Source organism: Desulfonauticus autotrophicus, assembly GCF_055381725.1.
The window spans coordinates 485,389-508,976 of record NZ_AP042395.1 but is presented as its reverse complement, the minus strand read 5'-3'; the positions used below and the strand labels follow the sequence as shown (position 1 = coordinate 508,976).

Genomic DNA, 23,588 nt, shown 5'->3' with positions numbered 1-23,588 from the left:
TCAAAAGTAAATTTAACTTAGTTTTTGTCCACAATTGGGACAAAATCTGGCCTCTTCCAGAGCCACTTCCTCTCTACAGGTAGGACAGGACTTACCTACTGGCATTAATTCTACAATAAGTTCCCCTTCTTTTACAGGGACCATTTTCTTATCTTCCTGATAATTGGCAAACTTTAAGACCCTTTTTACCACTCCACTTACAGGAGATAGAACTGCCTTTTCCTGTTTCATCACAGAAATGTTAAAAAGTTCTTCTCCTTCTTTTACCCTATCTCCTGGCTTTACATGCATCACCCACAAATCACCATTGCAGGGCGCAGCCACTTGATAGGGATTTTTCGGATCAGCCATTTCCACTTCACCCTTCTCACTCCTGGTCCCTTCAGCCACCTTTACCTGATAAGTAAAAAATTCTGAATCCAGACTATATCGCACCACACTATTACCATTTTGGTCAGGCTGAGAAATATCTAAAATCACCAGAGTATGAGGTTTTCCTCTAGAATCAGTAAAATTAAGCTCCTGCTCTGGTTCCAGGCCTTCAAACCACACATCCAGGGGCAAATTATTGGAATCTCCAAACTGAGTCCTTAGATTGATGGTTTTCAGGGCATCTCCTGGATGATTTAAGTAATTGACCAATTCTTCCTCTGTAGGTTCCCTTTCAATAAGAGTAGCCAGTTTGCGACGCTCTGCTTCAATGTCAATGTCCACCAAATCTTCTAGGGGTGATTTTTCTGTCCTTTGTTGCAAAGCTTCCAGATACTTATCTCCAAAGGCACTTTCGTAAACCCAATCCGGTGGAAAGCCCAGGGGCAATTTTCCAAATTTACCCAGAAGTAAATTGCGAAAGGCATCATTACTATCTCTATAAATCAAAAGCCTATCCTTTTTGGTCTGTTCATCCAGCTTATCCTCAGGAAGAGTTACCACCTTTTCCAGTACTTCCAGAAGCCTTCTGACCTCTTTTTCTCCTCCTCTCTTGTAAGCCCCAGTAACAGCTAAAAAGGCTGTGTTCCAGGTAATCTGTGAACCTGGAGTTACATCGTGATAACGCACAACTTTGCGGATTCCAGCCAAGAAACGCAACATATAGGGAAGCAGGTGAATATAGCCTTGTTTCATGGCTCCTTCTTGAGAAGAAGAGGTAGCTCCGCCAGGCATGCCATGCTCTACCACATCATAATCAATTCCCTGAAAGTAAGGAGCAGTATAACGGTCATAATAGGGCATAATCTGTTTTAAGACAAAATTACACTTTCTAATCATTTCTTTATTTAAATTGGTCTTTAAACCAAGCTCTTCTAAGTAAGCAGCAGTAGAAAGCACTTCTCCCTGACCATACCAGCGCACTGCAGCCCCAATAGCTGTATCTACTATTTTAGCTCCTGCTTTAGCAGCTTCAGCTACAGCAGGCACAAAAAGGCCATCAGTATAGTGTCTATGGTAGTGAATAATCAGGTCTGGATATGCCTTTTTAATCGCTGTTACCAGCTCACGCATAAACTTAGGCGGACAAACTCCAGCCATATCCTTAAGGCCTAAAATAATGAGCTTTTGGGCTTGTTTTAAAGAAACTCCAGCAACCTTTTTCACCATTTCTAAAATTTCTTCCACAACTCCCAGATAGTGGGCCACATCAAATCCTTTAGCATAAGAAAGAGAAATGGCTGGTTCAAAAATATTGCTGGAAGAATTTAAAACCACTTCAGCCAGAGGATACATATTTTCTATGTGGTTTAAGAAGTCAAAACAGCGCACCACATCATAATGTTCACAAATCATTTCACCAGTAAGGCGCATTAAATTTTTAGGCTGGGGTTTATAACCCAGGAGATTGGTAGAGCGTACTAAAATTTGTTTTAGGGTTTTAGGAGCAAACTGATTCCATTCTTTAGCTTCTGTAAAAGGATAGGTCATATTGGCCAACATGGCCACATGATAATGAGCACCTCCGCCATTTTCTATGGAAAAGAAACCACAATTATCCAGGTAAGGGCCAATAAGCCTATCTTCAGCCAATCTAAATCTATTGCCACTATTGGATTGAGTTATATCCCTGGGAGTAGTGTCCATAAAATGCACATAGTCACTATCCCTGACCATATCCAAAATGGCCTTTCTATCTCCCCGGGGATAAGGATAAGTATAAGACTTGGGATCAATTTCAGGTAAAATGGGATTAAACCTGCCTATCCGTTTGTCAAAACGCCCTCTATACTCACCCAGTTCCAGGTAAGGGTTATATCCTTTGGCTGAAATCTCTGCCACCAGATGAGAAAGCCGAACACTTTCTGGTTCAGTATCTCTATAAACCATTACCTCAGGATGAGTAGCAATAAAATTGGTATCAAAGTCTCCAGTTTGAAAATCAGGATGATTGATAATTTTGCGATGAAAAGGAATAGTACTCTTTACTCCTCCAATCACATATTCTCGCAAAGCCCTATCCATGGTTTTTAAAATCTTGGGCCAGCTTTTACCATAAACTATAAGCAAAGAAGCAGCAGAATCATATTGAGAGGGAAAGTTATATCCTCCACCTACACAGGAATCCACCCTAATACCCTGACCACCTGAAGAAATATAGCGAGTAATAACTCCAGAATTGGGAGTAAAATTATTTTGTGGATCTTCTAAGTTTATTCTAGCCTGCATGGCCCAGTTGGTAGGGATAGTGTTTTCTTCGTTAAAACGAAGTTTAGAACCAAAAGCAATGGCAATTTGCTCTTCTACCAGATCTATTCCGTAGCGACACTCGGTAATTCCATGCTCTACCTGTAGTCTTGTATTTACTTCTATAAGATAAGGAATACCCTCTGCATCAACTAAAAACTCCACTGTAGCCAAAGAATAATATCCCACTTCTTTAATAAGTTTAACAGCATATTCTTTTAGTTTTTTCCTCAACTCCTCAGTCATTTTGGACCAGGGAGAAGGAGTAATTTCAATGAGTTTTTGATGGTTGCGCTGAACAGTACAATCCCTTTCATCAAAGGCAAATACATTGCCATATTTATCTGCTACTACTTGAATCTCTATATGCCTTACTGAAGGCAAAAACTTTTCCACATAGAGCCTGGGATTGCCAAAGGCTGCCTGAGCCTGGGTAGAAGCCTTGATATAAGCACTTTCCAGTTCACTTTCCCTATAAACCTCATAGATTCCTCTACCTCCACCACCGCCTTCAGCCTTGAGCATTACCGGGTAGCCAATTTCCCTCGCTAAAACTTTGGCTTCTTCTAGACTTACAGCTTCTTCTGACCCGGCAACTACTGGTATGCCCAGTTTTTTGGCCAGCTTACGCACTTCCACTTTATTCCCCAAAAGGCGCATGGCTTCTTGTTCTGGACCGATAAAAACTATCCCAGCTTCTGCACATTTTTGAGGGAATAAATCATTTTCCGAGGCAAACCCCCAACCAGGATGAATGGCTACTATACCTTTGGCTTTAGCCTTGCTAATAATAAGGTCCATATCCAGATATGCTCTGGGATCGCTCCCCAAAAGAAGTAAATCCACAGCCCCAGAGGTAAAAGGAGCAGTTTTATCTATATCCGTAACTGTCATCACAGGTATAGCTTCCAACTCATAGATGGAACGCACAATTCTTCTGGCTGGAATACCTCTATTGGCCACCAAAATTTTTTTACCCTTAAGTTCTTTTTTTACCTCTTCAAAACTCTTCATCTAGCTCTCCCCTAAAAATCTATTTACCTGAAAAAGATAAAACAAACCCTTTGACTTCTTTTTTTCTAAAAGCTTTAAAGAAGTCAAACAAATCCTTTTCCTGTTTAACCTGTAAAACTTTTTAATTGATAAAAAATTGCTCGCAAATATCGCTTGGGAACAAAAAGGTCTGTAACTCCTGCCAGAGACTCAGTTGCGCCAATAATTAAATAACCATCTGGCTGGAGCACCTGAGCCAATCTTTCAAAAAGCTTTTTCTTATCTTGAGGAGTAAAATAAATGGCTACATTTCTACAAAAAATAATATCAAATTTGCCCAACACCGAAAAAGGTTGCATTAAATTTATTTTTCTAAAATTGGCCATAAATCTGATTTCGTCTTTTACCCGCCAGTTGCCATCTGGAGTAGGGTCAAAATAACGCCTGAGCTTATCTGCAGGAAGACCTCTCTCAATTTCAAATTTATTATATTTACCATAACTTGCCTTGGCTATGGCTTCATCTGAAATATCTGTACCCAAAATGGTAATATTGTATTTATCCAGGTCAGGAATAGTTTCTTTTAAGGCTATGGCAATACTATAGACTTCCTGACCAGTAGAGCAAGCTGCACTCCAGATTTTTATCTTTAGGGGCAAAAACTTGGAAGTAGTTTTAGACCGACGGTCAATTAAGTCAGGTAAAATTTTAAATTTAAGCAGGTCAAAAGGGCCTTTATCCCGAAAAAAAGAGTTTCCTTGGTAGTTATGGCATCAATAATGGCCTTTTCTATTCTTTTGGTCGCATCAGCTTTGGCTTTACGATAAAGATCAGCATAGGAACCAACCTTCTCCTGTTCCAGAAGAGGTTTTAACCTGGTCTCCAAAAGATAGGTCTTGGAAGCATCTAAGTGAATACCCGATATATTGTAAATATACTGGGTTAAAATCTTAAATTCGTCTGGTTTTATTTTCATACAAAACGAACGGTTTTTACGATTTCTTCAGCGATTTTATCCAGAGGAGCAATGATATCCACTACTCCTGCCTCAATAGCAATCTTGGGCATCCCATAGACCACGCAAGTCTCAGCATCCTGGGCAATGGTAACTGCCCCAAAAGACTTCATTACCTTTAAACCCAGGGTGCCGTCATTGCCCATACCAGTCATAATCACTCCTGTAGCTTTGGACTTATACTCTTTGGCTACAGAACGAAAAAGATAGTCCACTGAAGGTTTACAGTTGTTTTCTGGAGGGTCATCTGTGATTTTTATCACCCTATTTTCCCCTGCCCCTTTTACAATCTTCATCTGCTTACCCCCAGGGGCAATATACACCACATTGGGCTCTATAACTTCTCCCTCTTCTGCCTCTTTGACTTTAAGCTTACACTTGGCATCCAGGCTTTCAGCCAAAGACTTGGTAAAGACCGGAGGCATATGCTGTACCAAAACAACAGGTACCCCCAAATTCCCAGGAAGCATGGGAAGCATGGTGGCCAGGGCATTGGGTCCGCCTGTAGAAACTCCTATGGCTACTATTTGAGATTTTTCTATTCTTCTAATAACCTCTGGTTTGCGATAGATTTTATCTTTGGACTCAAAAGCATCCAACTGACCAGAAACAGAAGTTTTATCTCCTTTTTTTAAGGCTTTTTTAATCTCTATCCTTCTTAAATAGGCCTTGATTTTAGGAGTTAAAGTTCTGGTCAATTCCTGGAAGTTATCTTCCTGCTTTTCATGTTCAGGTTTAGTGATAAAGTCAAAAGCACCTAGTTCCAGAGCTCGCATGGTAACCTGGCTTCCCCTTTTGGTCAGGGTACTGACCATGATTACTCCAATATCCAGGTTGCGTTTTTTTATTTCCTCCAAAGTGCTCAACCCATCCATAATGGGCATTTCCACATCCAAGGTAACCAAATCCGGCTTTAAACTCTCAATTCTGGTTAAAGCAATCTTACCATTGTTGGCAGTACCTACAACTTCTACATCCGGGATATTTCCAAGCACATCTGTGAGAATTTTGCGATAAACAATAGTATCATCCACTACCAAAACCCTTAAAGCCATCCCTCCTCCTTTTGACCTCTTACTCTACTCTTCTAAATCAAACCAAAAAAGCAACTTATTTCCTGGCGGGAAAAATTTATACCCTGAAGTATAATTGGCCAGCAAAAATATCCCCCAACCACTAGGCGTTAGTTCGTTGGGTTTTTGGCCATATCTGAGATAATTAAATCCGCTTCCAGGGTCACGCACAAAAAAACAGAGCCTATTTTTTTCCTTTTTCAGCCAGAATAAAATTAACTTTTCTTCATCCTCTCCGGCACCATGGACAATAGCATTATTCAGGGCTTCTCGCAAGCAAAGATCCAGTCCAAATTTAGAACCAACTGTTTTATATTTATGTAAAAAAACATTTACTTCCTTTAATAAAGCATCTACAGCCTTGAGAGTGGCTTTAAAAATAACCTTTAAAAACTGATTTCTTTTTACAACTTTCACAATCATTAATCTAAATTTCTATACACATCAAAGAAACATCATCTTTTAATCTATCCCCTCTTCCCCAAAAATCACTAAATATCTTTTTACATATTCCTTTTAAATCTTCTCCTTTATGCTTTAAAATGATATTTTTCAATCTATCTAAATACTTTCTAAAATTTTTATCATTGGGAACCAGGCCATCAGTAAATAAAAATATTCTATCCTTCCTATCAACTTCTATAATAGTTTCTTCAATAAAAAATTCTTCAAAAGCCCCTAAAACATCGCCTTGGCCGTAAATTTCCTTCACTTCCCCCTCTCTAAACAACAGAATAGGAAAATGAGCACAATTATAAAATTGTAAAATATTATTATTTTTATTTAGCAAAATCACATTAGCAGTAAAATATTGATCTTCTTTAAAAATACTTTTACAAATCTTATTTATCATTTGCAGGCTATCTTTTACTGAAGTATAAAGGGCAAAATTTTGCTGGCATAAAGCCTTTAAAGCTGAAAGATAATAAGCAATACTAATATCATGCCCGCTAATATCTCCTAAAAGATACAAAAAATGTTTCTCACCCAATTCCATCACCTCTAAAAAATCTCCTCCAGCTTCTTCCAAGGGATAATAGACAAAGTCAAATTGAGCTTGAGGTAAATCCTTAGGAGAAATTAAAAGAGAAGTTTGCATCTCTTTTACCCGATTCAACTTATCACTTTGGGCTTCTACTAGTTGTTCTCTGGCAAATTTAAGACCCAGATGAACCTTAATGCGAGCTAAAATTTCTGGATGGGAAAAGGGTTTGACAATATAGTCCACTCCTCCCATCTCTAAGGCCTGAACCACATAGCTACTTTCATTTAGAGCAGAAACAAAGATAATGGGAATGTCTTGAGTAAGAGGATGACTTTTGAGTTTTAGACAGGTAGTCAACCCATCCTCTTCTGGCATCATAATATCCAGTAAAATAAGATCAGGTTTTAACTTAAGGGCCAACTCCCTTGCTTCTAGCCCAGAGTTGGCCTCTATTGTATGATAACCTGCATCTTTTAATAAAGAAGCTAATATGGCCCTATTTAAAACAGAGTCATCAGCAATCAAAATTAATGGGGTCTGTTTTTTGCCCATTAATTCCCCTCATCAGCCAATGCTTCCTCCACATTTAATAAGGCTACCAATTTCCTATCCTTGGACTTACACACTCCCAAAAAGTATCTACCCTGAATACCTTTTATATTGGCTGGTGGAGGGGACACTTCTTCCCACTTACCTGTAATCACATCTGTAATCTTATCTACCATCAAGCCAATTTGTTCTTCTTGTGAATTAACAATAATAATCCTGGTTGAATCTGTAACTTTTGTACTTCCCAAACCAAGTTTTTTCCCAAAATCAATAATAGTAACAATTCTTCCTCTTAAATTCATAATACCCAGAACATAATCTGGAGCATGAGGAACAGCTGTATAATTTATTTGTTTGTTAATCTCCTGAATAAGATTAATATCAATTCCACAAAGAGCTTCTCCCAGATAAAAACAAGATGCCTGAAAAGAGCCACTTCTTTTTACGATCTCTGCCATAGCAACTAAACCCCTTTTTATTTACTTTAAACCTTAAAACTATCAGTTATATGCTTTAACTTTTTAGATAATTCAATAAGCTCCTCTGCACTTTGTTTGAGTTGAGAACTACTATTGGCCATTTCATTAACTTCTACATTAACTTCTGCAATATCCTTAGCAATATCCTGGGCAACTTCAGAACTTTGATTTACATTTTCTCCAGCTTCAGCAATATTTTGAGAAATATTGCCTATATTTTGAGCAATATCTCTAGTGGTTACAGATTGTTCCTCTACTGCAGCTGCTATGGTAGAAATAATAGAATCTATATCATTAATAACTTCTGTTATGGACTTAATATCCTCTACTGTTACATCTGTAGCCTTTTGAATATCTGCAATTTTCCCCTTAATCTCTTCTGTGGCCTTGGCTGTTTGTTGAGCAAGTTCTTTAATCTCATTGGCCACTACTGCAAACCCTTTACCTGCCTCTCCAGCCCTGGCAGCTTCTATGGTGGCATTTAAAGCCAGCAAGTTGGTTTGAGAAGATATAGCTGTAATGGTTTCGGTTACCTTGGTAATTTCAGCAGCAGCTAAACCCAACTGGTGCACTCTTTCTGAGGTCTGAGAGCCCTTTTCCACTGCCTGGTTAGTAATCTCTTTGGCCTTTTCTGAATTTTGAGCTATCTCTGAAATAGTAGCACTCATTTCTTCAGCTGCAGTGGCTACAGTATTGGCAGCTTCTTGCACTCCTTCCATAGCCTGGGCCACATTACTCATGTTTACACTCATTTCTTCAGCTGCAGTAGCTACAGTATTGGCCCTGCCAGCCATACCTTCAGCCCTGGCAGTAAACTCATTAGACATACTATCCATTTGAGAAGAAGCCCGAGCCAGGACATCTCCTAACTGTCTAAGCTCGTCTATTCTAAACAATTCTTTTAACTTATCTCCCATTCCATTTAAGGCTGCAGCCAGAATACCAATCTCATCCCTGGATTTTAAATCAAGCTTTACGGTTAAGTTGCCGGAACTAAGTTCCTGGGCAAAAGCAATTGCTCTTTGCAAGGGTTTGGTGATGCTAAATTGAGTAAAGAGAAATCCCAAAATCAAGCCCAAAACAACAACTCCTACTCCTACTCCAGAGATTATCATAACCAAGCTATCTATCTTATCACTTATATTAGAATACATGCTTTGACTTTCTTTAGCTGTTTTTTCCTGGACCTCTTTTCCTGGGCAACAACCATTTTGGCTACTTCAGTTATCTTTTCCTGAATATCATCAATATAAACACCCGTACCTACAATCCAGCCTAGCTCAGGGATAAGATAGACATAGGAAAGCTTGAGTTGAGGCTCATCCTTGCCTGGCTTGGGCCAATAGTATTTTACAAAGCCTGAACCTTTTTCCTTACACACCCGAACAAATTCCCTAAAAATAAAAGTCCCCTTTTTATCCTTTAAATCAGAAAGGTCTTTGCCATTCAAAGAAGGTTTTACAGGATGAACCACAATCACTGCCTTTAAGTCATTTACCCAAAAATATCCGTCCTTATTTTCTCCATAACGCACATGATTGATAAAAATCTTTACCAATTCTTCAATTTCTGTCTGGGATCTACCCTCTTCTTTGGCCTGAGCAACTATAGCTCTTATGCCTGAAACAATAGAATCCACTTCACTTTTTAAAAAAGTCTCTTTTTCTTTGTAAAAAATTTCTTCAAATTTATTTTCAATGTCATTTCCGTTTTCATTAACCATTTTAACAATAGAGTCACCAAATAAATTTACCTTTTCTTGAGTAAAGGTACCAATGGAGCGCATGTTGTATATAACTACAGCCAGGACAATTCCCACTATCATAACCAGCAAAAAAGTAGTAAGGCTCATCACCTTATAGCCTATCTTCATCTTGCACCCCCTTTACCTGTTAGGCAGCCTTTTTGGTTAAAAAATTATATATGCTTTGTAATAATTTTTCCTTATCCAGCTTAATTTGATAGTCATCAATACCTACCTGCCTACCCTTTTCCACATCCTCTTCTCCAGCTAAAGAGGTAAGGGCAATAACGGGTAAGTGAGAAAAGTTAGGACTTTCCTTAATAAGCTTGGTCAATTCAAAACCATCCATATTGGGCATTTCAATATCTGTTACTACAACACTTATCTCGTCAGGATGCTCATTAAGATAATCCCAGGCCACCTGACCATCTTCTGCAGCCACCACTTTATAACCTTCAGCTTCGATAAATTTTTTCACCTGATTTCTAAAGAAGTCAGAATCCTCTACCAAAAGCACCTTGCGTTCACCTTCTTTTTTAATCTCTTCTACAGCCTCTTTACGCTCTTTAAACCACTCAGGATTTAAGGTTTCAAAAAATTCAAAGATATCCACCACCAAAGTGGTTCGGTCATTTATAATGGTAGAGCCGGCAATTCCTGGTTGTTTGAGGGCAAAATCATCTATTTTTACGTTGGTTTCCATGGCATCCACAGGGGGATTGGCCAACAAGCCCACTTCGTGTCCACTCATCACAAAAACAATAACCACCAGATCTCCTTCCAGTTCCAGATGCCCCACATTGGCCACCTCTTCCAGGGCAAAAATGGGCAAACTCCCACCTCTATACTGAATTACTTTCTTACCACCCACTACTTCAATATCACTGGCCTTAATAAGCTCAACCCTGGCCACCAGATCCAGAGGCACAGCACAATATTCCCCTGGGGCATTGTTGAATAAAAACAGGGTATGATATTCTTCTCCTGTTTGTTCCACTTTATCTCTATCCTCTACCTTGTCTTCCACATTTATTGCTGAAAGCTCTGCCAATCTGGCCAAACCAACCACATCTAAAATAAGGGCTACCTTTCCATCACCCATAATGGTAGCCCCAGCATAACCCTGACAATTTTTAAAATGCCTGCCCAGAGGTTTTACTACAATTTCTACTGAATCATGTAATTGGTCTACCACCAATCCATACTTAAATGAGCCAGCTTGAGCGATAACTACTTTTACTGAACCACCTTTGGACTTATACTTATCAGCAAAACTGCTTTCTTCTTTATATTCTTTTAACCCCAGAATTTCAGCCAAGCTAAGTAAGGGAATAAGCTCACCTCTTAAAATCAAGACATCGGCATCACCTACCTTTTCAATGCGCTCTTCTACTTGACTGGCAGGCACTTCTATCAGTTCATCCACATTTACCTGCGGAATGGCAAAACGCTCTTCGCCCACAGAAACCAGTAAACTGGGAATAATAGCCAGAGTAAGGGGCAACTTGATTCTAATAGTGGTCCCCTTATCCTTTGCAGTCTCAATATCCACCTGACCGCCCAGTTTATCCAGGTTGCTTTTGACCACATCCATGCCCACTCCCCGACCAGAAACATCAGAAATCTTTTCGGCTGTGGAAAGACCGGGCAAAAAGATGAGGTTCAACTTTTCTTTTTCATTCATACCCTTGGCTTGCTCTTCAGTAATAAGCCCTTTTTCTATGGCCTTATTTACTATCTTCTCTGCATCTATTCCTCTACCGTCATCTTTGATTTCAATGTTTACCTGTCCAGCCGCATGATAGGCTTTTAAAATAATTTTACCTGTGGGATTTTTGCCCTTGGCAATACGCTCTTCTGGACTTTCTATGCCATGGTCAGCAGAATTCCGAACCAAATGGGTTAAGGGGTCAGAAAGTCCTTCAATAATGGTTTTGTCCAGTTCAACCTCTTTTCCTTCTAAGATTAATTCTATTTCCTTACCTAAATCCCTGGCCAGATCCCTAACTACCCTTGGAAATTTATTAAAAATATTGCCCACAGGTTGCATTCTGGTAAGCATAATGGCTTCTTGCAACTCAGAGGTTACCAGATCTATTCTCTGTCCAGCATTTAAAATCTCATGTTCATCTCCCTGACTAATGGCCTGCATAAGCTGGTTACGACTTAGTACCAGCTCTCCAGCTAAATTCATTAAATTTTCCAGCAAACTTACATGTACACGTAAAGTTTCTGCATGCATTGAAGCTGCAGGTTGGGCATCTGTATGAACCGTAGACTTAGAAGGAGAAACTTTTTTAGCCAGGGAAGCAGGTTTAACTTTAGGGGAAGAAGCAACCGGCCTGGTTGCTTGAACTTGCTCTTTAGGCCCAGACTCTACAGCCTGTTCTCTTACTCGTGACTCAATTTCTTCTTCTATTAAATGCCCTTGCTCTTCCTCCTCTATATCCATTACTTCTTCTGTTTCCCCAGTGTCTTCCCTTTGCCCAAAATCTGCTTCTTTACTTTCTACTATAGATTTAGATTCATCTATTTCAATAAGTTTTATTTGCTCTTCAGGTAGGTTTAAAAGGGTATTAATAATATCTGGTTCAATAATAGAAGCATAAAGCACATATAGAGGTATCTTATTACTAAATTTACCGTCTTCTAGTGTACCTACCGCATCTAAATCAAGCTTAATGTCAACAATTTCTCCAGTAGATTGAATATCTTTAATCACCTCATAGAGCTGCTTGTCTTTCTTATGAATGTCATGTATTAAATCAAACTCTAAAAGATAGATAAACTTTCCACCTTTTTTAGCTTGATTTAAATCAAATTCTTTAACCGTAAAAACAACTCTATCTTGCCTATCTTTTATTTCTACCTCATTAATTACACTTTCTTTTTCTAGCTCAGGAAGGCTTCCAGAAGTTATGCTCATAAGTGCAGTAACATGCTCAGAGATATCCATCTCATTGCTTTCCTGAATATTATCAATAAGCTCTGCCAGACGGTCAAAGGCCAAAAGTAAAATATTTACAATTTCAGGATTGGGCACCAGCTCTCTATTGCGAATCATGTCCAGAACATTTTCTATTTTATGAGCCAGTTCTTTAATCGTATTAAGCCCTAGAAAGCCAGCACCACCTTTCATGGAATGAGCAGCCCTGAAGACCTTATTTACCAGTTCTTCATCAATGTCTTCTCCCATTTGCTCAATAGCCAAAAGATCTGCTTCTATACTTTCTAAATGCTCTCTAGATTCTTCCACATACATTTGTAAGGTTTCATCATCTAACATAGTCATCTTAAACCCCTTTTAATTGTTTTAACTTTTAATTAAAAGTTAGGAGATATCTATATGTTTATCCAGCCTCATGGTCTTAAACAAATTTTGAATATCTTCAGAGGCATTAATAATTTTCAACTTTCCTCCACTAGATTTTAATGAATTATGAGTAGCAATAATAATACCTATTCCTATAGAATCAACATAAGAAACATTGCTTAAATCTAAAGTCAAATCAACTCCTTCTGCTATCTTCTCTGCAATCAAATCTTTTACTTCCTGTGCTCTAGAAGCCACTATATCACCGTCCATAACCAAAGTTATTTCTTGTTCTGCCATTGCTGCCTCCTGGTTAAAATTTTCCCCTAATTTCTAGTACCTATAAAAATTTTTAGCTTAAAACACAAGCTATTCCTAGCAAAGATAAGACCTTTTATCTAAAACTAACAATTTCTCAAAATTTTGACAATCATAAATTTATTTTTCACTCAAATCTTAGCTTCGTCTACTTGTTGCTTTTCCTTTAGAAATTTTCTAAAAAAATCCCATCTTAATTCAGAAAAGGAAAAAAAATGGCTAAAGTAAAAGTTTTGGTAATTACTGGTTTTGGAACCAATTGTGAAAGAGAAAGTGCTTATGCTGCCAGGCAAGCTGGAGCAGACAAAGTAGATATTTGCTTTTTCTCTGATTTAATCCAGGAAAAGGTCTTTTTAAAGGACTACAACTTTCTCGTGTTCCCGGGTGGCTTTTTAGATGGAGACGACTTAGGAGGCGCTCAGGCCGCAGCTATTCGCTGGAAATATGCCAAAACCATATCAGGCACTTCCCTGCGCCAGGAATTAGAAAACTTTTTAAAGGAAAATAAAATCATTTTAGGCATCTGTAATGGTTTTCAACTCCTTACCAAACTGGGTTTACTCCCGGCTTTAGAAAACAACTATTTTGAAAGACAGGTAAGTCTGAGTTATAATGACTCTGCCAGGTTTGAAGACCGCTGGGTCTGGTTAAAAATCAATACCAGCAGTCCCTGTATCTTTACTAAAAATTTAGATTACCTATACCTGCCCGTAAGACATGGAGAAGGCAAGGTCATTCCTTTTAGCTCCCAGATTCTAACTCAATTAGAAGAAAATAACCTCATTGCTTTGCAGTATATCTCGCCTCAAAACAAACAGCCAACCCTTGAATATCCCTATAACCCCAATGGTTCACCCCTGGGCATTGCAGGTCTAACAGACCCCAGTGGCAGGATTCTAGGGCTTATGCCCCATCCAGAGGCCTATAATCACCCCACCAATCACCCTAAATGGACCAGAGGAGTCACCTCTCCTTTAGGTACTCTTATTTTTGCCAACGGGGTAGAATATCTAAGGCAATAATGGATTTTCCCTTAGAAAAAGCCAGATATCTCATGAACCTGGCGCTAAAAGAAGCTGGTTTGGGAGCGAAAAAAGGAGAAGTGCCCATAGGGGCTGTGCTCTGGGATTTAAAACACCATCAAATTTTAGCTAAAGCCCATAACCAAAGCATTGCCTTAAATGACCCTTCAGCTCATGCAGAAATACTTGCTTTGCGCCAGGCTGGAGAAAAAATAAACAACTATCGGCTGTTAAACAGTGTAATGGTGGTGACCCTGGAACCCTGTATCATGTGCTTGGGTGCTTTGGTGCAAGCTAGAGTAAGCGGACTTATTTTTGGGGCCAGAGACCCCAAAGCAGGGGCTATTTATTCTCGCCTTGACTACCCAAGCCTTAAGTGGCTAAATCATAAATTCTGGGTTATAGAAGGAGTACTATCCCAAGAAGCAGGTGGACTGCTTAAGGCTTTTTTCCTGCGCAAACGCAAAGGAGAGGTACCGAAGTGGTCGTAACGGGGGCGACTCGAAATCGCCTTGTCCTGTGCAGAGCAGGGCACGTGGGTTCGAATCCCACCCTCTCCGCCAATTGTAAAAAATACATTTCCTCCCTAAGTCCTAGCTAGATATCTCTCTTCTCCCTCACCCTCTCCTTGTCAAAGCCCTTTAAAGGGAATATAATTTTTAGGTTATGAAAAGTTTGATTGGCACAGAAAGTATTTTAGAAAGCATTTCAGATGGTGTATTTACCATAGATTTAGAGTGGCGCATCACTTATTTTAACCGGGCTGCTGAAGAAATAACCGGTATAAAAAGAAGCCAGGCCCTGGGGAAAAGGTGCGCTGAAGTGTTTCGTTCCAATATGTGCGAACAGGAATGTGCCCTAAAAAAAACCCTGCGCACTGGTAAGCCCATTATAGGAAAAACAGGCTATATTATAAACTCTGAAGGCCAGAAAATCCCCATTAGCATCTCCACTGCGGTACTCAAAGATAAACAAGGGAAAATTATTGGAGGAGCAGAAACCTTTAGAGACTTAAGTGAAGTGGAAGAGTTACGCCAGGAGTTGCAAAAACGCTACCAGCTGGGAAAACTCATCAGTCGCTCCCCCAAAATGCAACAAATTTTTGGCATTTTACCCACTATTGCAGAAAGTTCCAGCACTGTACTCATCTTAGGAGAAACAGGCACAGGCAAAGAACTTATTGCCCAAACCATTCATCAACTAAGTGCTCGCAAGGACAAGCCTTTTATAGCCCTAAATTGTGGGGCCTTACCTGAAAATCTTCTGGAGTCTGAGCTTTTTGGCTACAAAAAAGGAGCCTTTACTGGCGCTTACAAGGACAAACCAGGAAAATTTTTACTGGCCAATAAGGGTACTTTATTTTTGGATGAAATAGGAGAAATGCCCCTTTCTCTGCAAATAAAACTTTTACGCGTACTCCAGGAAAAATGCTTTGAACCTCTGGGTGCCACCACTTCTCAAAAAGTAGATGTGCGCATTCTAGCAGCCACCAATCGCAATCTAAAAGAAATGCTTAAAAAAGGTCGTTTTCGAGAAGACCTTTATTATCGCTTAAATGTACTGCGCCTGGAACTTCCGCCCTTAAGGGAAAGAAAAGAAGACATTCCTCTTTTGGCAAACTACTTTTTAAAAAAACTAAAAAAAATAGAACCCAAACCCATTACTGGTCTTAATGCTGAAGCCCTTTCCCTGCTTATGAGCTATAACTGGCCAGGAAATGTTCGAGAATTGGAAAACACTATAGAAAGGTCTTATATCCTCTGTTCCCAGGGAGAAATCACCCCTGCTCACCTACCTGAGGAAATCTTTTCCCTAAAACCTACCCTCTCACCTACCAACTTCAAACAAAACAAAGCAGAACTGGAAAAAGAAATAATCCTTAAGGCCCTGGCCAAAAACAATTATAACAAAACAGCCACAGCCAAAGATTTAGGCATCCATAAAACCACCCTCTTTCGCAAATTAAAAAAACTGGGAATCAACCACCAGTAGCCAAAAGGCTACTCCCTTCCCTTAAATAAGTAGCAGTTTTGCTACTAAATCCCTTTAATGCCCACCATCTTACAAGATAACCTTCTTAAATAATTAACAAATTTTATTTGGCATCTTCAATGCATTATGGCCAGCATGAAAATTGGAATTGTAAGCTGGCAAAAAAGAGTTGCTCCAGTTTTAGATGTAGCCACCACTTTAGAAATCTTTCAATTAAAAGAGGGAGCAATTTTAAAACAAGAAGAAATCAAGCTAAAAGCAACGTTACTCTGGTCTAAGGCCAGAGAAGTAAAAAGAACAGGGATTTCAATTCTTATTTGTGGAGCCTTATCTAAAGAACTATGGAATTACTTACTCCAAGAAAATATAGAAGTAGTTCCCTTTGTTGCTGGTGAAATAAAAGAAGTTTTAACTGCTTTTTTAAATAAAAAACTTTATCAACAAAAGTTTGTAATGCCAGGTTGCTGCTTACAAAAAAGGAGAAAACTTATGTTTGGTCAAGGGAACAACCCTAAAAACTCAGGAAGAAAAGGTTGCGGACAAGGACAGGGAGGAGGACGCCAGGGCGGAAGAGGCCAGGGTGGTGGAAAAGGACCGGGAATATGTGTTTGTCCTGAGTGTAATTATCAAGAAGTGCATGAAAGAGGTGTTCCTTGTTTTGAAAAAAGATGCCCCAGGTGTAATACCCCTTTAACCAGGGGATAAAAATAAAGGAGGTGGATTATGCCTAGAGGAGACAGAACTGGACCTTTGGGAGAAGGACCAAGAACGGGCAGAGGTCTGGGCCTTTGTTCAGGATACAATACTCCTGGTTTTTACAAAAGCCCAGGAGGATTTTTGGGGTCGGGAAATTTTGGCTTTGGCCGTGGAGGTCGAAGACGAGGAGGAAGATGTGGCTTTTTTGGATTTAGAGGATTTAGAAATTGGCAATATCCCAATTTTCAAGGAGAAAATTTAGCACAAGAAAAAGAACTTTTAGAAGACAGGCTGGCTTATCTAGAAAAAGAATCTGAGGCTATTAAAAAACGTCTAGAAGAGCTTCAAGCCAAGTAAAATCCCTTCTTCCATTTGCTTTAAGTTTAAGGGAAGTTCTATCAAGACTTCCCTTAAACTTAAAAAAATATTTTAAAAAGGAGAAAAAAATGAAAATCGCTATACCTACCCAGGGAGAAAATTTAGAAGCAGGTTTTGACCCTAGATTTGGAAGAGCAGCTAAGTTTATTATTTATGATACAGAAAAAAAGAATACAAAGTTATTAATAATACTCAAAATTTAAATGCCCTTCAAGGAGCAGGTATACAAACAGCTCAAAATATTGCTAAAGAAAAAGTCAGATGCACTTCTAACTTCCAACTGTGGTCCCAAGGCCTTTACTGCCCTATCTCATGCCAAAATAAAAGTATATAAAGTTGAGGCCAAAACAGTTCAAGAAGCAATAGATAAATTTTTATCCAATCAAGTAGAAATACTTAATCAAGCAAATGTAGAAGGACATTGGGCATGATTATAGCTATTGGTTCAGGAAAAGGTGGTACAGGTAAAACCACTATAGCTGTAAATTTAGCTAAATCCCTAGAAGAAAAAATAACTTTACTGGATTGTGATGTAGAAGAACCCAATGCGCAAATATTTATTCAGGGTAAAAAAATAAAAGAGGAAGAAGTTAGTGTCCCTATTCCCTGGGTTCAAGAAGAACTTTGCTCTGAATGCGCTAAGTGTTCTCATATCTGTCAGTTTAACGCTATAGTGTCCTTTAACACTATTCCCTTAATTTTTCCTGAGTTGTGCCATAGTTGTGGTGGCTGTATAAAAATCTGTCCCACTCAGGCCCTGCAGGAAAAAGAGTATCCTCTAGGCGTTATAACTACTTATCAAAAAGAACATATTACTTTGCTAGAAGGAAAACTAAATATAGGCCACCCCATGGCCCCACCTTTAATTAAAAGACTAAAAAAGAATATTTCCAGTTCAATATTAACTCTTATAGATGCTCCTCCAGGTACTTCCTGTCCTTTTATTACTACTGTAAAAAAAGCAGACTTTGTACTTTTAGTCACTGAACCAACTCCTTTTGGCTTAAATGACCTACAATTAGCAGTAGAAACCATAAGAGAATTACAAATACCTTATGGAGTAATAATCAATAAGGATTTAGCTGAAAGCAATTTGATAACTAATTACTGTGAACAAGAATCTATTCCTGTTCTCTTAAGAATACCCAATAATCAAGAAATAGCTAAGATTTATTCTCAAGGAAAAATCTTAATAGAAGAAATTCCCCTTTTTAAACAAAAATTTGTAGATCTGATAAATGAGATAAAAAAGCTCACAGGAGGTAAATAATGGCTGAAAAAGAATGTTCCAGTTGTGATCAAAAAAATAGTTGTAACCAGGATAGTTGTAAACTTGAAGAAGAAAAAAAGTTAGAAAAAAATATTAATAAGATAAAACATAAATTGGTAATTTTATCTGGAAAAGGTGGGGTTGGAAAAAGTACTTTAGCCGTAAATCTTGCTGTAGGTTTGGCTTTAGAGGGTAAAAAAGTTGGGCTCCTGGATGTAGATGTACATGGCCCCTCTGTCCCCAGATTACTTAGCCTAAAAAATACTCTTCCTCATGTGGAAAAGGACTATATGGAGCCCGTATTTTGGAGCAAGAACCTGGCAGTTATGTCCCTAGGTTTTCTACTTCCTTCAGAAAAAGAAGCGGTTATCTGGAGAGGTCCTGTAAAAATGGGGCTAATCAAACAATTTTTAAGAGATGTAGCCTGGGGAGAACTGGATTACCTGGTAGTAGATTGTCCTCCAGGAACAGGAGATGAACCTTTAAGTGTTATGCAGCTTCTAGGTAAAAAAGCCTATGGAATTATAGTCACCACTCCTCAGGAAGTGGCTATAGATGATGTACGTAGATCTATTACTTTTTGTAAAGAGCTGGAAAATCCCATTTTAGGAATTGTGGAAAATATGAGTGGGTTTATTTGTCCCAAGTGTAAAGAGAGAACAGACATCTTCCTAAGTGGAGGAGGAGAAAAACTGGCAAAAGAATTTAATCTCCCCTTACTGGCTAAAGTGCCTTTAGACCCAGAAATAGTAAGAGCAGGAGAAGAAGGATATATTTATATAAAAACCCATCCAGAAAGTGAACCAGCTAAGGAAGTAAACAACATTGTAAAGGAAGCTTTAAAATTAGATGCATAATGCATAAATTTGAGGTAAATAATGTCTAAGCCTAAAATTAAAGAAATTGTTGTTTTAAGTGGTAAAGGCGGTACTGGTAAAACCAGCCTGGTGGCTTCTTTAGCTTCTTTACTAAAAGGAAAATTAGTCCTGGCTGACTGTGATGTGGATGCAGCCAATTTACATCTACTTTTAAAACCCAAAATAAAAGAAAGTCATCCTTTTATTGCAGGAAAACTAGCTCAAATTATACCTGATAAATGCTCAAAATGCGGATTATGCCTGGAAGATTGTAGGTTTGAGGCTATCTACAAACAAAAAACCAACAACCATTTTTTTTACCAGGTAGACCCCATTGAATGTGAAGGATGCGGAGTGTGCGCCTATTTTTGCCCAGAACAAGCCATTGCGTTTAAAGAACAGGAATGCGGACTTTGGATGCGTTCTACCACTAAATATGGTCCCATGATCCATGCTAAACTGCATATAGGAGCAGAAAATTCAGGGAAACTGGTGTCTCTGGTAAGAAAAGAGGCTTACGAACTGGCTGAAAAGAAAAATTTAGAATATGTATTGGTAGATGGACCTCCAGGACTTGGTTGCCCGGTAATAGCATCTCTTACTGGTAGTTCTTTTGCTCTAATAATCACAGAGCCAACCTTATCAGGACAACATGATTTTGAACGGATATTAAAACTTACTAAGCATTTTAAAACTCCTTCTGCCCTTATTATCAATAAATGGGATTTAAATCCCCAGATAGCAGCCAGTATAGAAGAAATGGCGCATCTAAATGATTGTTCTATCATAGGTACTATTCCTTATGATGAAAGTTTTACTAAGGCTCAGCTAAAAACTCAACCTGTAATAGAAGTTAACAAAGCTTTAAAAGATAAAATGGAAATTATCTGGGAAAACATAAATAAAGTAATAAAAAAGTATAATTAAGAACAAGGAGGTATTATGAAAATTGCAATTCCCATGGCCCAAGGACAACTTTGCCCTCATTTTGGCCACTGCGAACAATTCGCTATGTTAGAGGTAAATGAACAAACCAAAGAAATTTTAAGCATTGAATATGTGGAAGCTCCACCCCATCAACCTGGTTTTTTACCCCCCTGGATGAAAGAAAGGAATGTGGATTTAATTATTGCTGGTGGAATGGGAGCTAGAGCCATTGGGCTTTTTGAACAACTGGGCATAAAGGTAATAGTAGGTGCTTCTCCAGATAAGCCAGAAAATATTGTCCAAAAGTATTTAAACAACACCCTGACTACAGGACAAAACCTATGCGATCACTAGTAACAAACACCCTGAAATCTTCAGGGTGTTTACCCAACACTTCTCCAGTACAGCTTACCTTTCTTATTGAGAATACTGCGTCCAATAATTTTTTGTCTGAGCATGGTTTGAGTATCTATGTGGAAGTAGAAGAGAAAAAAATACTTTTTGATACAGGAAGTTCAGCTAATTTTAGCTTGAATGCCAACCAACTCAAAGTAGATTTAAGTCAAACCACTCATATAATTTTAAGTCATGGCCATTATGACCATACAGGAGGTCTAGCCAGGGCTTTGAATATTGCCCCTAAAGCCAAAATAATCCTTCACCCCAATGCTGTAATTCCTAGATATAGTGTAGATGGGAAAAAGGAAGTCAAATTTATAGGAATTAATATAAATAGTAAAAAAGCCTTGCTAAATATAGATGATGAACAAATCATCTGGAATTCAAGCCCTCTTTTCTTGTCTCCTTACCTGGGTATAACCGGATTTATACCCAGAGAGTATGAATCCACAGCCAACAAGAATTTTTTTGAAGATTTAGAATTAAAGAGAAAAGATATTATTCCTGATGAGCAATCCCTGTTTATTCACAAAGAAGATACATTGATTATCCTTACTGGATGTTGCCATGCAGGGATTATCAACACCCTGGAATATATACAATCCTTAACTAAGGCCCAGAAAAAAGAAATAATTTTAATTGGTGGACTTCACCTCTATGGTCATAATGAAGAAGAATTAAAAACTCTTTCAGAAAAATTAAAGAAATATAATTTTAAACTTCTAGTTCCCTGCCATTGTACGGGCAAGCAAGCTATCTCTTACTTAAAGGAAGTGTTTCCCCATAAAGTTTATCCAGGACAAACTGGCCTAAAACTTACCCTTTAACCTCTTTTCCCCGGGTTTAGCAATTTATCCTTGCCAGAAGTATTTTTTTTACTCTAAAATACTTTTCATCACCTTAACCAGGTGGATAAAATATGAAAAAAATCTGGGGAACTTTAGATCCTTTTTTTGAACCTGGGCCCATCCTAGGTAGAAAAGTAGCTAATGGCAATTTTTTAAAATTCTTACTTCTCCACGACTATTTTGATGAATATCATTTTTTCCTACCCTCTCCTAATATCAAAGATTATGTACAGAACTTTTTAGAAGAAAATTTTCCTCTTTCCATTGTAAAAAAAGTAAAGTTATTTTTAAAAACCCAATTACACCACCAAATAAAAACTAATTCTTATTTTTGTTTTCACCTTTCTGACTGTATAAATTACCCTCAATACCTATCTTCTTTTAGAAATTTCTGGCAAAAGGACTTTCCCATAACCTCTATAACCCATAGCCTAAATTATAATAACTTTATTTACAGCTATCTTTCCCATCTAACATCCTCCTGGTCTCCTCAAGATGTCATTATCTCCACCTCTTATTCTGGCAAAAAAGTCTTAAAAAACTTTTACCGTCATCTACAGCAACATTTAGGAATAAAGCCAGAGCTATCTCCTCCTAAAATCAAAGTCATTCCTCTGGGAGTGGAAGAAAAATTTTTTACCTATAAGGAAAATAAACTGAACATACGCCAGAAGTTAGGTCTTCCTCTTACTTCTACCTTACTGCTTTACTTAGGAAGACTATCCCATTCTTCTAAAATGGATATAATACCCCTGCTTAGGGCTTTAAAACAAGCTCAAGACAAATTAAAAGAAAAAATACCTTTAGTTCTGGCTGGACAGGTAAATTTTGAAGAAAAGGTTTTAGAAACCTATCAAAAAATAGCTAATTTTTTAAACTTAGATATTTACATATTTACCAATATATCTGAAGAAGAAAAAATAAATCTATTAAATGCTGCTGACATATTTTTATCTTTAGTAGATAACTACCAGGAGACCTTTGGCTTAAGCATTCTGGAAGCAAAAGCTTCTTCTCTATGTGTGCTAGCCTCTGATTTTGATGGCTATAAAGAATTAATAAAAAATGAAGAAGATGGTTTTTTGATTTCCACCTATGCACCTGAAAACAATCTATTTTTACAATCCTATTCCCATCTTTTATCTGACAATCAAAATGATCTCCTATTATCTCAAAATGTGGGTTTTGATTATAAAAATTTCATGGATACCCTACTTTTAGTCATAAAAAACAAAGAACTTAGAAGAACAATAGGTAATAAGGCCCAAAAAAATGCCCAAAAATATTTATGGTCTAAGATAATTCTAAAGTATATTAAACTTTGGGAAGAGCTAAATGAACAAAAAGTTATAAACAAGGAAGTTCATCCTTTAAGCTTTTCTACCTTTAAGCTTTTTGACCACTATCCCACTACTACTTTAAAACCTGAACAAATTTTGCGGCTATCTAGCTTTGGGCATAAGGTTCTGGCTCAAGAAGATACTCCTTCCCTTTATTTGTTTTTAGAAGACTTTATAAGCCTGGAACAGGTAAATTTCCTTTTACAGAATTTAAGCAAACCCAAAAGTTTGCACCATCTTATTCAGATTTTAAAAAGCCAGTTTGCCCTGCACCAGGAAGAGGGTGCTTTTTTGATCTTTTGGTGTTTAAAACAGGGACTTATAGAGAAAATTTATTAAGCTTTGATAAATGGGCCTATTTTTTTCTGGATTAAGAAGACTTTTTTGTTTAAGGAAGGCCAGGTTTTGAACTTATCCTAACCTTTCCTTTAGGGGACTAAAATGGATTTTAAACTTTTTCTGTCCACTTTTGCCACTTTATTCCTGGCTGAGCTGGGAGATAAAACTCAGCTAGCTTGCGTTTTACTCACAGCCCAAAGCAGAAAGCCCTGGACTGTTTTTTTGGGCTCATCCCTGGCCCTGGTTTCAGTAAGTCTTTTAGGGGTGCTTTTGGCTGATTTTATTTGTAATTTTTTACCCACAGCCACAATCAAAAAAGTGGCTTCACTTGGCTTTATAGTAGTGGGTCTTCTTATGTTTTTTGAAAAAATCTAG

The 23,588-nt window shown here is 38.1% G+C and carries 24 protein-coding genes, 1 tRNA gene and 1 pseudogene; 15 read left to right on the top strand and 11 right to left on the bottom strand.

Annotated elements, in window-relative coordinates; genetic code table 11:
* Positions 1-12 precede the first annotated feature (12 nt).
* The 11 genes and pseudogenes from ACZ42F_RS03005 to ACZ42F_RS02955 all read right to left on the bottom strand — a co-directional run.
* Entirely contained in the window at positions 13-3,690 is a 3,678-nt protein-coding gene (locus ACZ42F_RS03005; protein ID WP_464279694.1) for a pyruvate carboxylase, read from the bottom strand.
* Positions 3,691-3,794: 104 nt separating this feature from the next.
* A complete protein-coding gene (locus tag ACZ42F_RS03000) occupies positions 3,795-4,361 on the bottom strand; it encodes a CheR family methyltransferase (protein WP_464280178.1) in 567 nt (188 codons plus the stop codon).
* The gene (locus ACZ42F_RS02995; protein WP_464279693.1) at positions 4,361-4,645 is read right to left on the bottom strand and encodes a hypothetical protein; all 285 of its coding nucleotides are present in this window, start codon (positions 4,643-4,645) and stop codon (positions 4,361-4,363) included. Before ACZ42F_RS02995 ends, ACZ42F_RS03000 begins: the two co-directional genes overlap by 1 nt.
* Positions 4,642-5,739 carry a protein-glutamate methylesterase/protein-glutamine glutaminase gene (locus ACZ42F_RS02990; RefSeq protein ID WP_029966252.1) on the bottom strand — a complete coding sequence of 366 codons (1,098 nt, stop codon included), beginning with the start codon at positions 5,737-5,739 and terminating at the stop codon, positions 4,642-4,644. Before ACZ42F_RS02990 ends, ACZ42F_RS02995 begins: the two co-directional genes overlap by 4 nt.
* A 24-nt stretch (positions 5,740-5,763) precedes the next feature.
* Positions 5,764-6,174, bottom strand: coding sequence for an ATP-binding protein (locus ACZ42F_RS02985; RefSeq protein ID WP_464279692.1), 411 nt, complete (start codon positions 6,172-6,174; stop codon positions 5,764-5,766).
* A 10-nt stretch (positions 6,175-6,184) separates the two neighbouring features.
* On the bottom strand, positions 6,185-7,294 hold the full coding sequence (locus ACZ42F_RS02980; protein ID WP_464279691.1) for a response regulator: 1,110 nt from the start codon (positions 7,292-7,294) through the stop codon (positions 6,185-6,187).
* Entirely contained in the window at positions 7,294-7,749 is a 456-nt protein-coding gene (locus ACZ42F_RS02975) for a chemotaxis protein CheW (RefSeq protein ID WP_029966246.1), read from the bottom strand. Before ACZ42F_RS02975 ends, ACZ42F_RS02980 begins: the two co-directional genes overlap by 1 nt.
* 26 nt (positions 7,750-7,775) lie before the next feature.
* Positions 7,776-8,924: a methyl-accepting chemotaxis protein gene (locus ACZ42F_RS02970; protein WP_464279690.1), complete on the bottom strand. Its 1,149-nt coding sequence runs from the start codon at positions 8,922-8,924 to the stop codon at positions 7,776-7,778.
* Entirely contained in the window at positions 8,909-9,643 is a 735-nt protein-coding gene (locus tag ACZ42F_RS02965) for a cache domain-containing protein (protein ID WP_464279689.1), read from the bottom strand. The genes ACZ42F_RS02970 and ACZ42F_RS02965 overlap by 16 nt, the downstream gene beginning before the upstream one ends.
* Before the next feature lie 19 nt (positions 9,644-9,662).
* Positions 9,663-12,806: a hybrid sensor histidine kinase/response regulator gene (locus ACZ42F_RS02960; protein WP_464279688.1), complete on the bottom strand. Its 3,144-nt coding sequence runs from the start codon at positions 12,804-12,806 to the stop codon at positions 9,663-9,665.
* Between the two features lie 39 nt (positions 12,807-12,845).
* Positions 12,846-13,133: pseudogene (locus ACZ42F_RS02955) on the bottom strand (STAS domain-containing protein); the annotation flags it as partial.
* 227 nt (positions 13,134-13,360) lie between these two features.
* Here ACZ42F_RS02955 and ACZ42F_RS02950 point away from each other — a divergent pair.
* From ACZ42F_RS02950 to ACZ42F_RS02880, 15 genes are all read left to right on the top strand, one after another.
* The gene (locus ACZ42F_RS02950) at positions 13,361-14,167 is read left to right on the top strand and encodes a phosphoribosylformylglycinamidine synthase subunit PurQ (protein WP_464279687.1); all 807 of its coding nucleotides are present in this window, start codon (positions 13,361-13,363) and stop codon (positions 14,165-14,167) included.
* A complete protein-coding gene (gene tadA / locus ACZ42F_RS02945) occupies positions 14,167-14,658 on the top strand; it encodes a tRNA adenosine(34) deaminase TadA (protein WP_464279686.1) in 492 nt (163 codons plus the stop codon). The genes ACZ42F_RS02950 and tadA overlap by 1 nt, the downstream gene beginning before the upstream one ends.
* Positions 14,635-14,730, top strand: a tRNA-Ser gene (locus tag ACZ42F_RS02940). The genes tadA and ACZ42F_RS02940 overlap by 24 nt, the downstream gene beginning before the upstream one ends.
* A gap of 103 nt (positions 14,731-14,833) precedes the next feature.
* Complete coding sequence (locus ACZ42F_RS02935; RefSeq protein ID WP_464279685.1) at positions 14,834-16,159, top strand: sigma-54 interaction domain-containing protein; 1,326 nt, start codon at positions 14,834-14,836, stop codon at positions 16,157-16,159.
* A gap of 135 nt (positions 16,160-16,294) precedes the next feature.
* Positions 16,295-16,864, top strand: coding sequence for a NifB/NifX family molybdenum-iron cluster-binding protein (locus ACZ42F_RS02930; protein WP_464279684.1), 570 nt, complete (start codon positions 16,295-16,297; stop codon positions 16,862-16,864).
* Between the two features lie 18 nt (positions 16,865-16,882).
* Positions 16,883-17,212 carry a DUF5320 domain-containing protein gene (locus tag ACZ42F_RS02925; protein WP_464279683.1) on the top strand — a complete coding sequence of 110 codons (330 nt, stop codon included), beginning with the start codon at positions 16,883-16,885 and terminating at the stop codon, positions 17,210-17,212.
* A gap of 89 nt (positions 17,213-17,301) precedes the next feature.
* A complete protein-coding gene (locus ACZ42F_RS02920) occupies positions 17,302-17,436 on the top strand; it encodes a NifB/NifX family molybdenum-iron cluster-binding protein (RefSeq protein WP_464279682.1) in 135 nt (44 codons plus the stop codon).
* Positions 17,437-17,664 (top strand): NifB/NifX family molybdenum-iron cluster-binding protein, encoded by a 228-nt coding sequence (locus ACZ42F_RS02915; protein WP_464279681.1) that lies wholly within the window; start codon positions 17,437-17,439, stop codon positions 17,662-17,664.
* A complete protein-coding gene (locus ACZ42F_RS02910) occupies positions 17,661-18,503 on the top strand; it encodes a nucleotide-binding protein (RefSeq protein WP_464279680.1) in 843 nt (280 codons plus the stop codon). Before ACZ42F_RS02915 ends, ACZ42F_RS02910 begins: the two co-directional genes overlap by 4 nt.
* Positions 18,503-19,360 (top strand): P-loop NTPase, encoded by an 858-nt coding sequence (locus tag ACZ42F_RS02905; RefSeq protein ID WP_464279679.1) that lies wholly within the window; start codon positions 18,503-18,505, stop codon positions 19,358-19,360. The genes ACZ42F_RS02910 and ACZ42F_RS02905 overlap by 1 nt, the downstream gene beginning before the upstream one ends.
* Positions 19,361-19,381: 21 nt before the next feature.
* Entirely contained in the window at positions 19,382-20,287 is a 906-nt protein-coding gene (locus ACZ42F_RS02900; RefSeq protein ID WP_464279678.1) for an ATP-binding protein, read from the top strand.
* A 15-nt stretch (positions 20,288-20,302) separates the two neighbouring features.
* Positions 20,303-20,641 (top strand): NifB/NifX family molybdenum-iron cluster-binding protein, encoded by a 339-nt coding sequence (locus ACZ42F_RS02895; RefSeq protein ID WP_464279677.1) that lies wholly within the window; start codon positions 20,303-20,305, stop codon positions 20,639-20,641.
* Positions 20,629-21,513 carry an MBL fold metallo-hydrolase gene (locus tag ACZ42F_RS02890; RefSeq protein WP_464279676.1) on the top strand — a complete coding sequence of 295 codons (885 nt, stop codon included), beginning with the start codon at positions 20,629-20,631 and terminating at the stop codon, positions 21,511-21,513. Before ACZ42F_RS02895 ends, ACZ42F_RS02890 begins: the two co-directional genes overlap by 13 nt.
* Positions 21,514-21,605: 92 nt before the next feature.
* Positions 21,606-23,213, top strand: coding sequence for a glycosyltransferase family 4 protein (locus ACZ42F_RS02885; protein ID WP_464279675.1), 1,608 nt, complete (start codon positions 21,606-21,608; stop codon positions 23,211-23,213).
* 102 nt (positions 23,214-23,315) lie between these two features.
* Positions 23,316-23,588, top strand: a complete 273-nt coding sequence (locus tag ACZ42F_RS02880; protein WP_029966219.1) for a TMEM165/GDT1 family protein — start codon at positions 23,316-23,318, stop codon at positions 23,586-23,588.

Excerpts from the sequence above, each read along its gene's own strand:
- ACZ42F_RS02915 (WP_464279681.1), top strand. The coding sequence starts at position 17,437 with ATGCCCTTCAAGGAGCAGGTATACAAACAGCTCAAAATATTGCTAAAG.
- ACZ42F_RS03005 (WP_464279694.1), bottom strand. The coding sequence starts at position 3,690 with ATGAAGAGTTTTGAAGAGGTAAAAAAAGAACTTAAGGGTAAAAAAATT.
- ACZ42F_RS02885 (WP_464279675.1), top strand. The coding sequence starts at position 21,606 with ATGAAAAAAATCTGGGGAACTTTAGATCCTTTTTTTGAACCTGGGCCC.
- ACZ42F_RS02965 (WP_464279689.1), bottom strand. The coding sequence starts at position 9,643 with ATGAAGATAGGCTATAAGGTGATGAGCCTTACTACTTTTTTGCTGGTT.
- ACZ42F_RS02905 (WP_464279679.1), top strand. The coding sequence starts at position 18,503 with ATGGCTGAAAAAGAATGTTCCAGTTGTGATCAAAAAAATAGTTGTAAC.
- ACZ42F_RS02990 (WP_029966252.1), bottom strand. The coding sequence starts at position 5,739 with ATGGCTTTAAGGGTTTTGGTAGTGGATGATACTATTGTTTATCGCAAA.
- ACZ42F_RS02925 (WP_464279683.1), top strand. The coding sequence starts at position 16,883 with ATGCCTAGAGGAGACAGAACTGGACCTTTGGGAGAAGGACCAAGAACG.
- ACZ42F_RS02890 (WP_464279676.1), top strand. The coding sequence starts at position 20,629 with ATGCGATCACTAGTAACAAACACCCTGAAATCTTCAGGGTGTTTACCC.
- ACZ42F_RS02935 (WP_464279685.1), top strand. The coding sequence starts at position 14,834 with ATGAAAAGTTTGATTGGCACAGAAAGTATTTTAGAAAGCATTTCAGAT.
- ACZ42F_RS02950 (WP_464279687.1), top strand. The coding sequence starts at position 13,361 with ATGGCTAAAGTAAAAGTTTTGGTAATTACTGGTTTTGGAACCAATTGT.
- ACZ42F_RS02975 (WP_029966246.1), bottom strand. The coding sequence starts at position 7,749 with ATGGCAGAGATCGTAAAAAGAAGTGGCTCTTTTCAGGCATCTTGTTTT.
- ACZ42F_RS02980 (WP_464279691.1), bottom strand. The coding sequence starts at position 7,294 with ATGGGCAAAAAACAGACCCCATTAATTTTGATTGCTGATGACTCTGTT.
- ACZ42F_RS02880 (WP_029966219.1), top strand. The coding sequence starts at position 23,316 with ATGGATTTTAAACTTTTTCTGTCCACTTTTGCCACTTTATTCCTGGCT.
- ACZ42F_RS02895 (WP_464279677.1), top strand. The coding sequence starts at position 20,303 with ATGAAAATTGCAATTCCCATGGCCCAAGGACAACTTTGCCCTCATTTT.
- ACZ42F_RS02900 (WP_464279678.1), top strand. The coding sequence starts at position 19,382 with ATGTCTAAGCCTAAAATTAAAGAAATTGTTGTTTTAAGTGGTAAAGGC.
- ACZ42F_RS02920 (WP_464279682.1), top strand. The coding sequence starts at position 17,302 with ATGAAAATCGCTATACCTACCCAGGGAGAAAATTTAGAAGCAGGTTTT.
- ACZ42F_RS02930 (WP_464279684.1), top strand. The coding sequence starts at position 16,295 with ATGAAAATTGGAATTGTAAGCTGGCAAAAAAGAGTTGCTCCAGTTTTA.
- ACZ42F_RS02960 (WP_464279688.1), bottom strand. The coding sequence starts at position 12,806 with ATGACTATGTTAGATGATGAAACCTTACAAATGTATGTGGAAGAATCT.
- tadA (WP_464279686.1), top strand. The coding sequence starts at position 14,167 with ATGGATTTTCCCTTAGAAAAAGCCAGATATCTCATGAACCTGGCGCTA.
- ACZ42F_RS02910 (WP_464279680.1), top strand. The coding sequence starts at position 17,661 with ATGATTATAGCTATTGGTTCAGGAAAAGGTGGTACAGGTAAAACCACT.
- ACZ42F_RS02995 (WP_464279693.1), bottom strand. The coding sequence starts at position 4,645 with ATGAAAATAAAACCAGACGAATTTAAGATTTTAACCCAGTATATTTAC.
- ACZ42F_RS02970 (WP_464279690.1), bottom strand. The coding sequence starts at position 8,924 with ATGTATTCTAATATAAGTGATAAGATAGATAGCTTGGTTATGATAATC.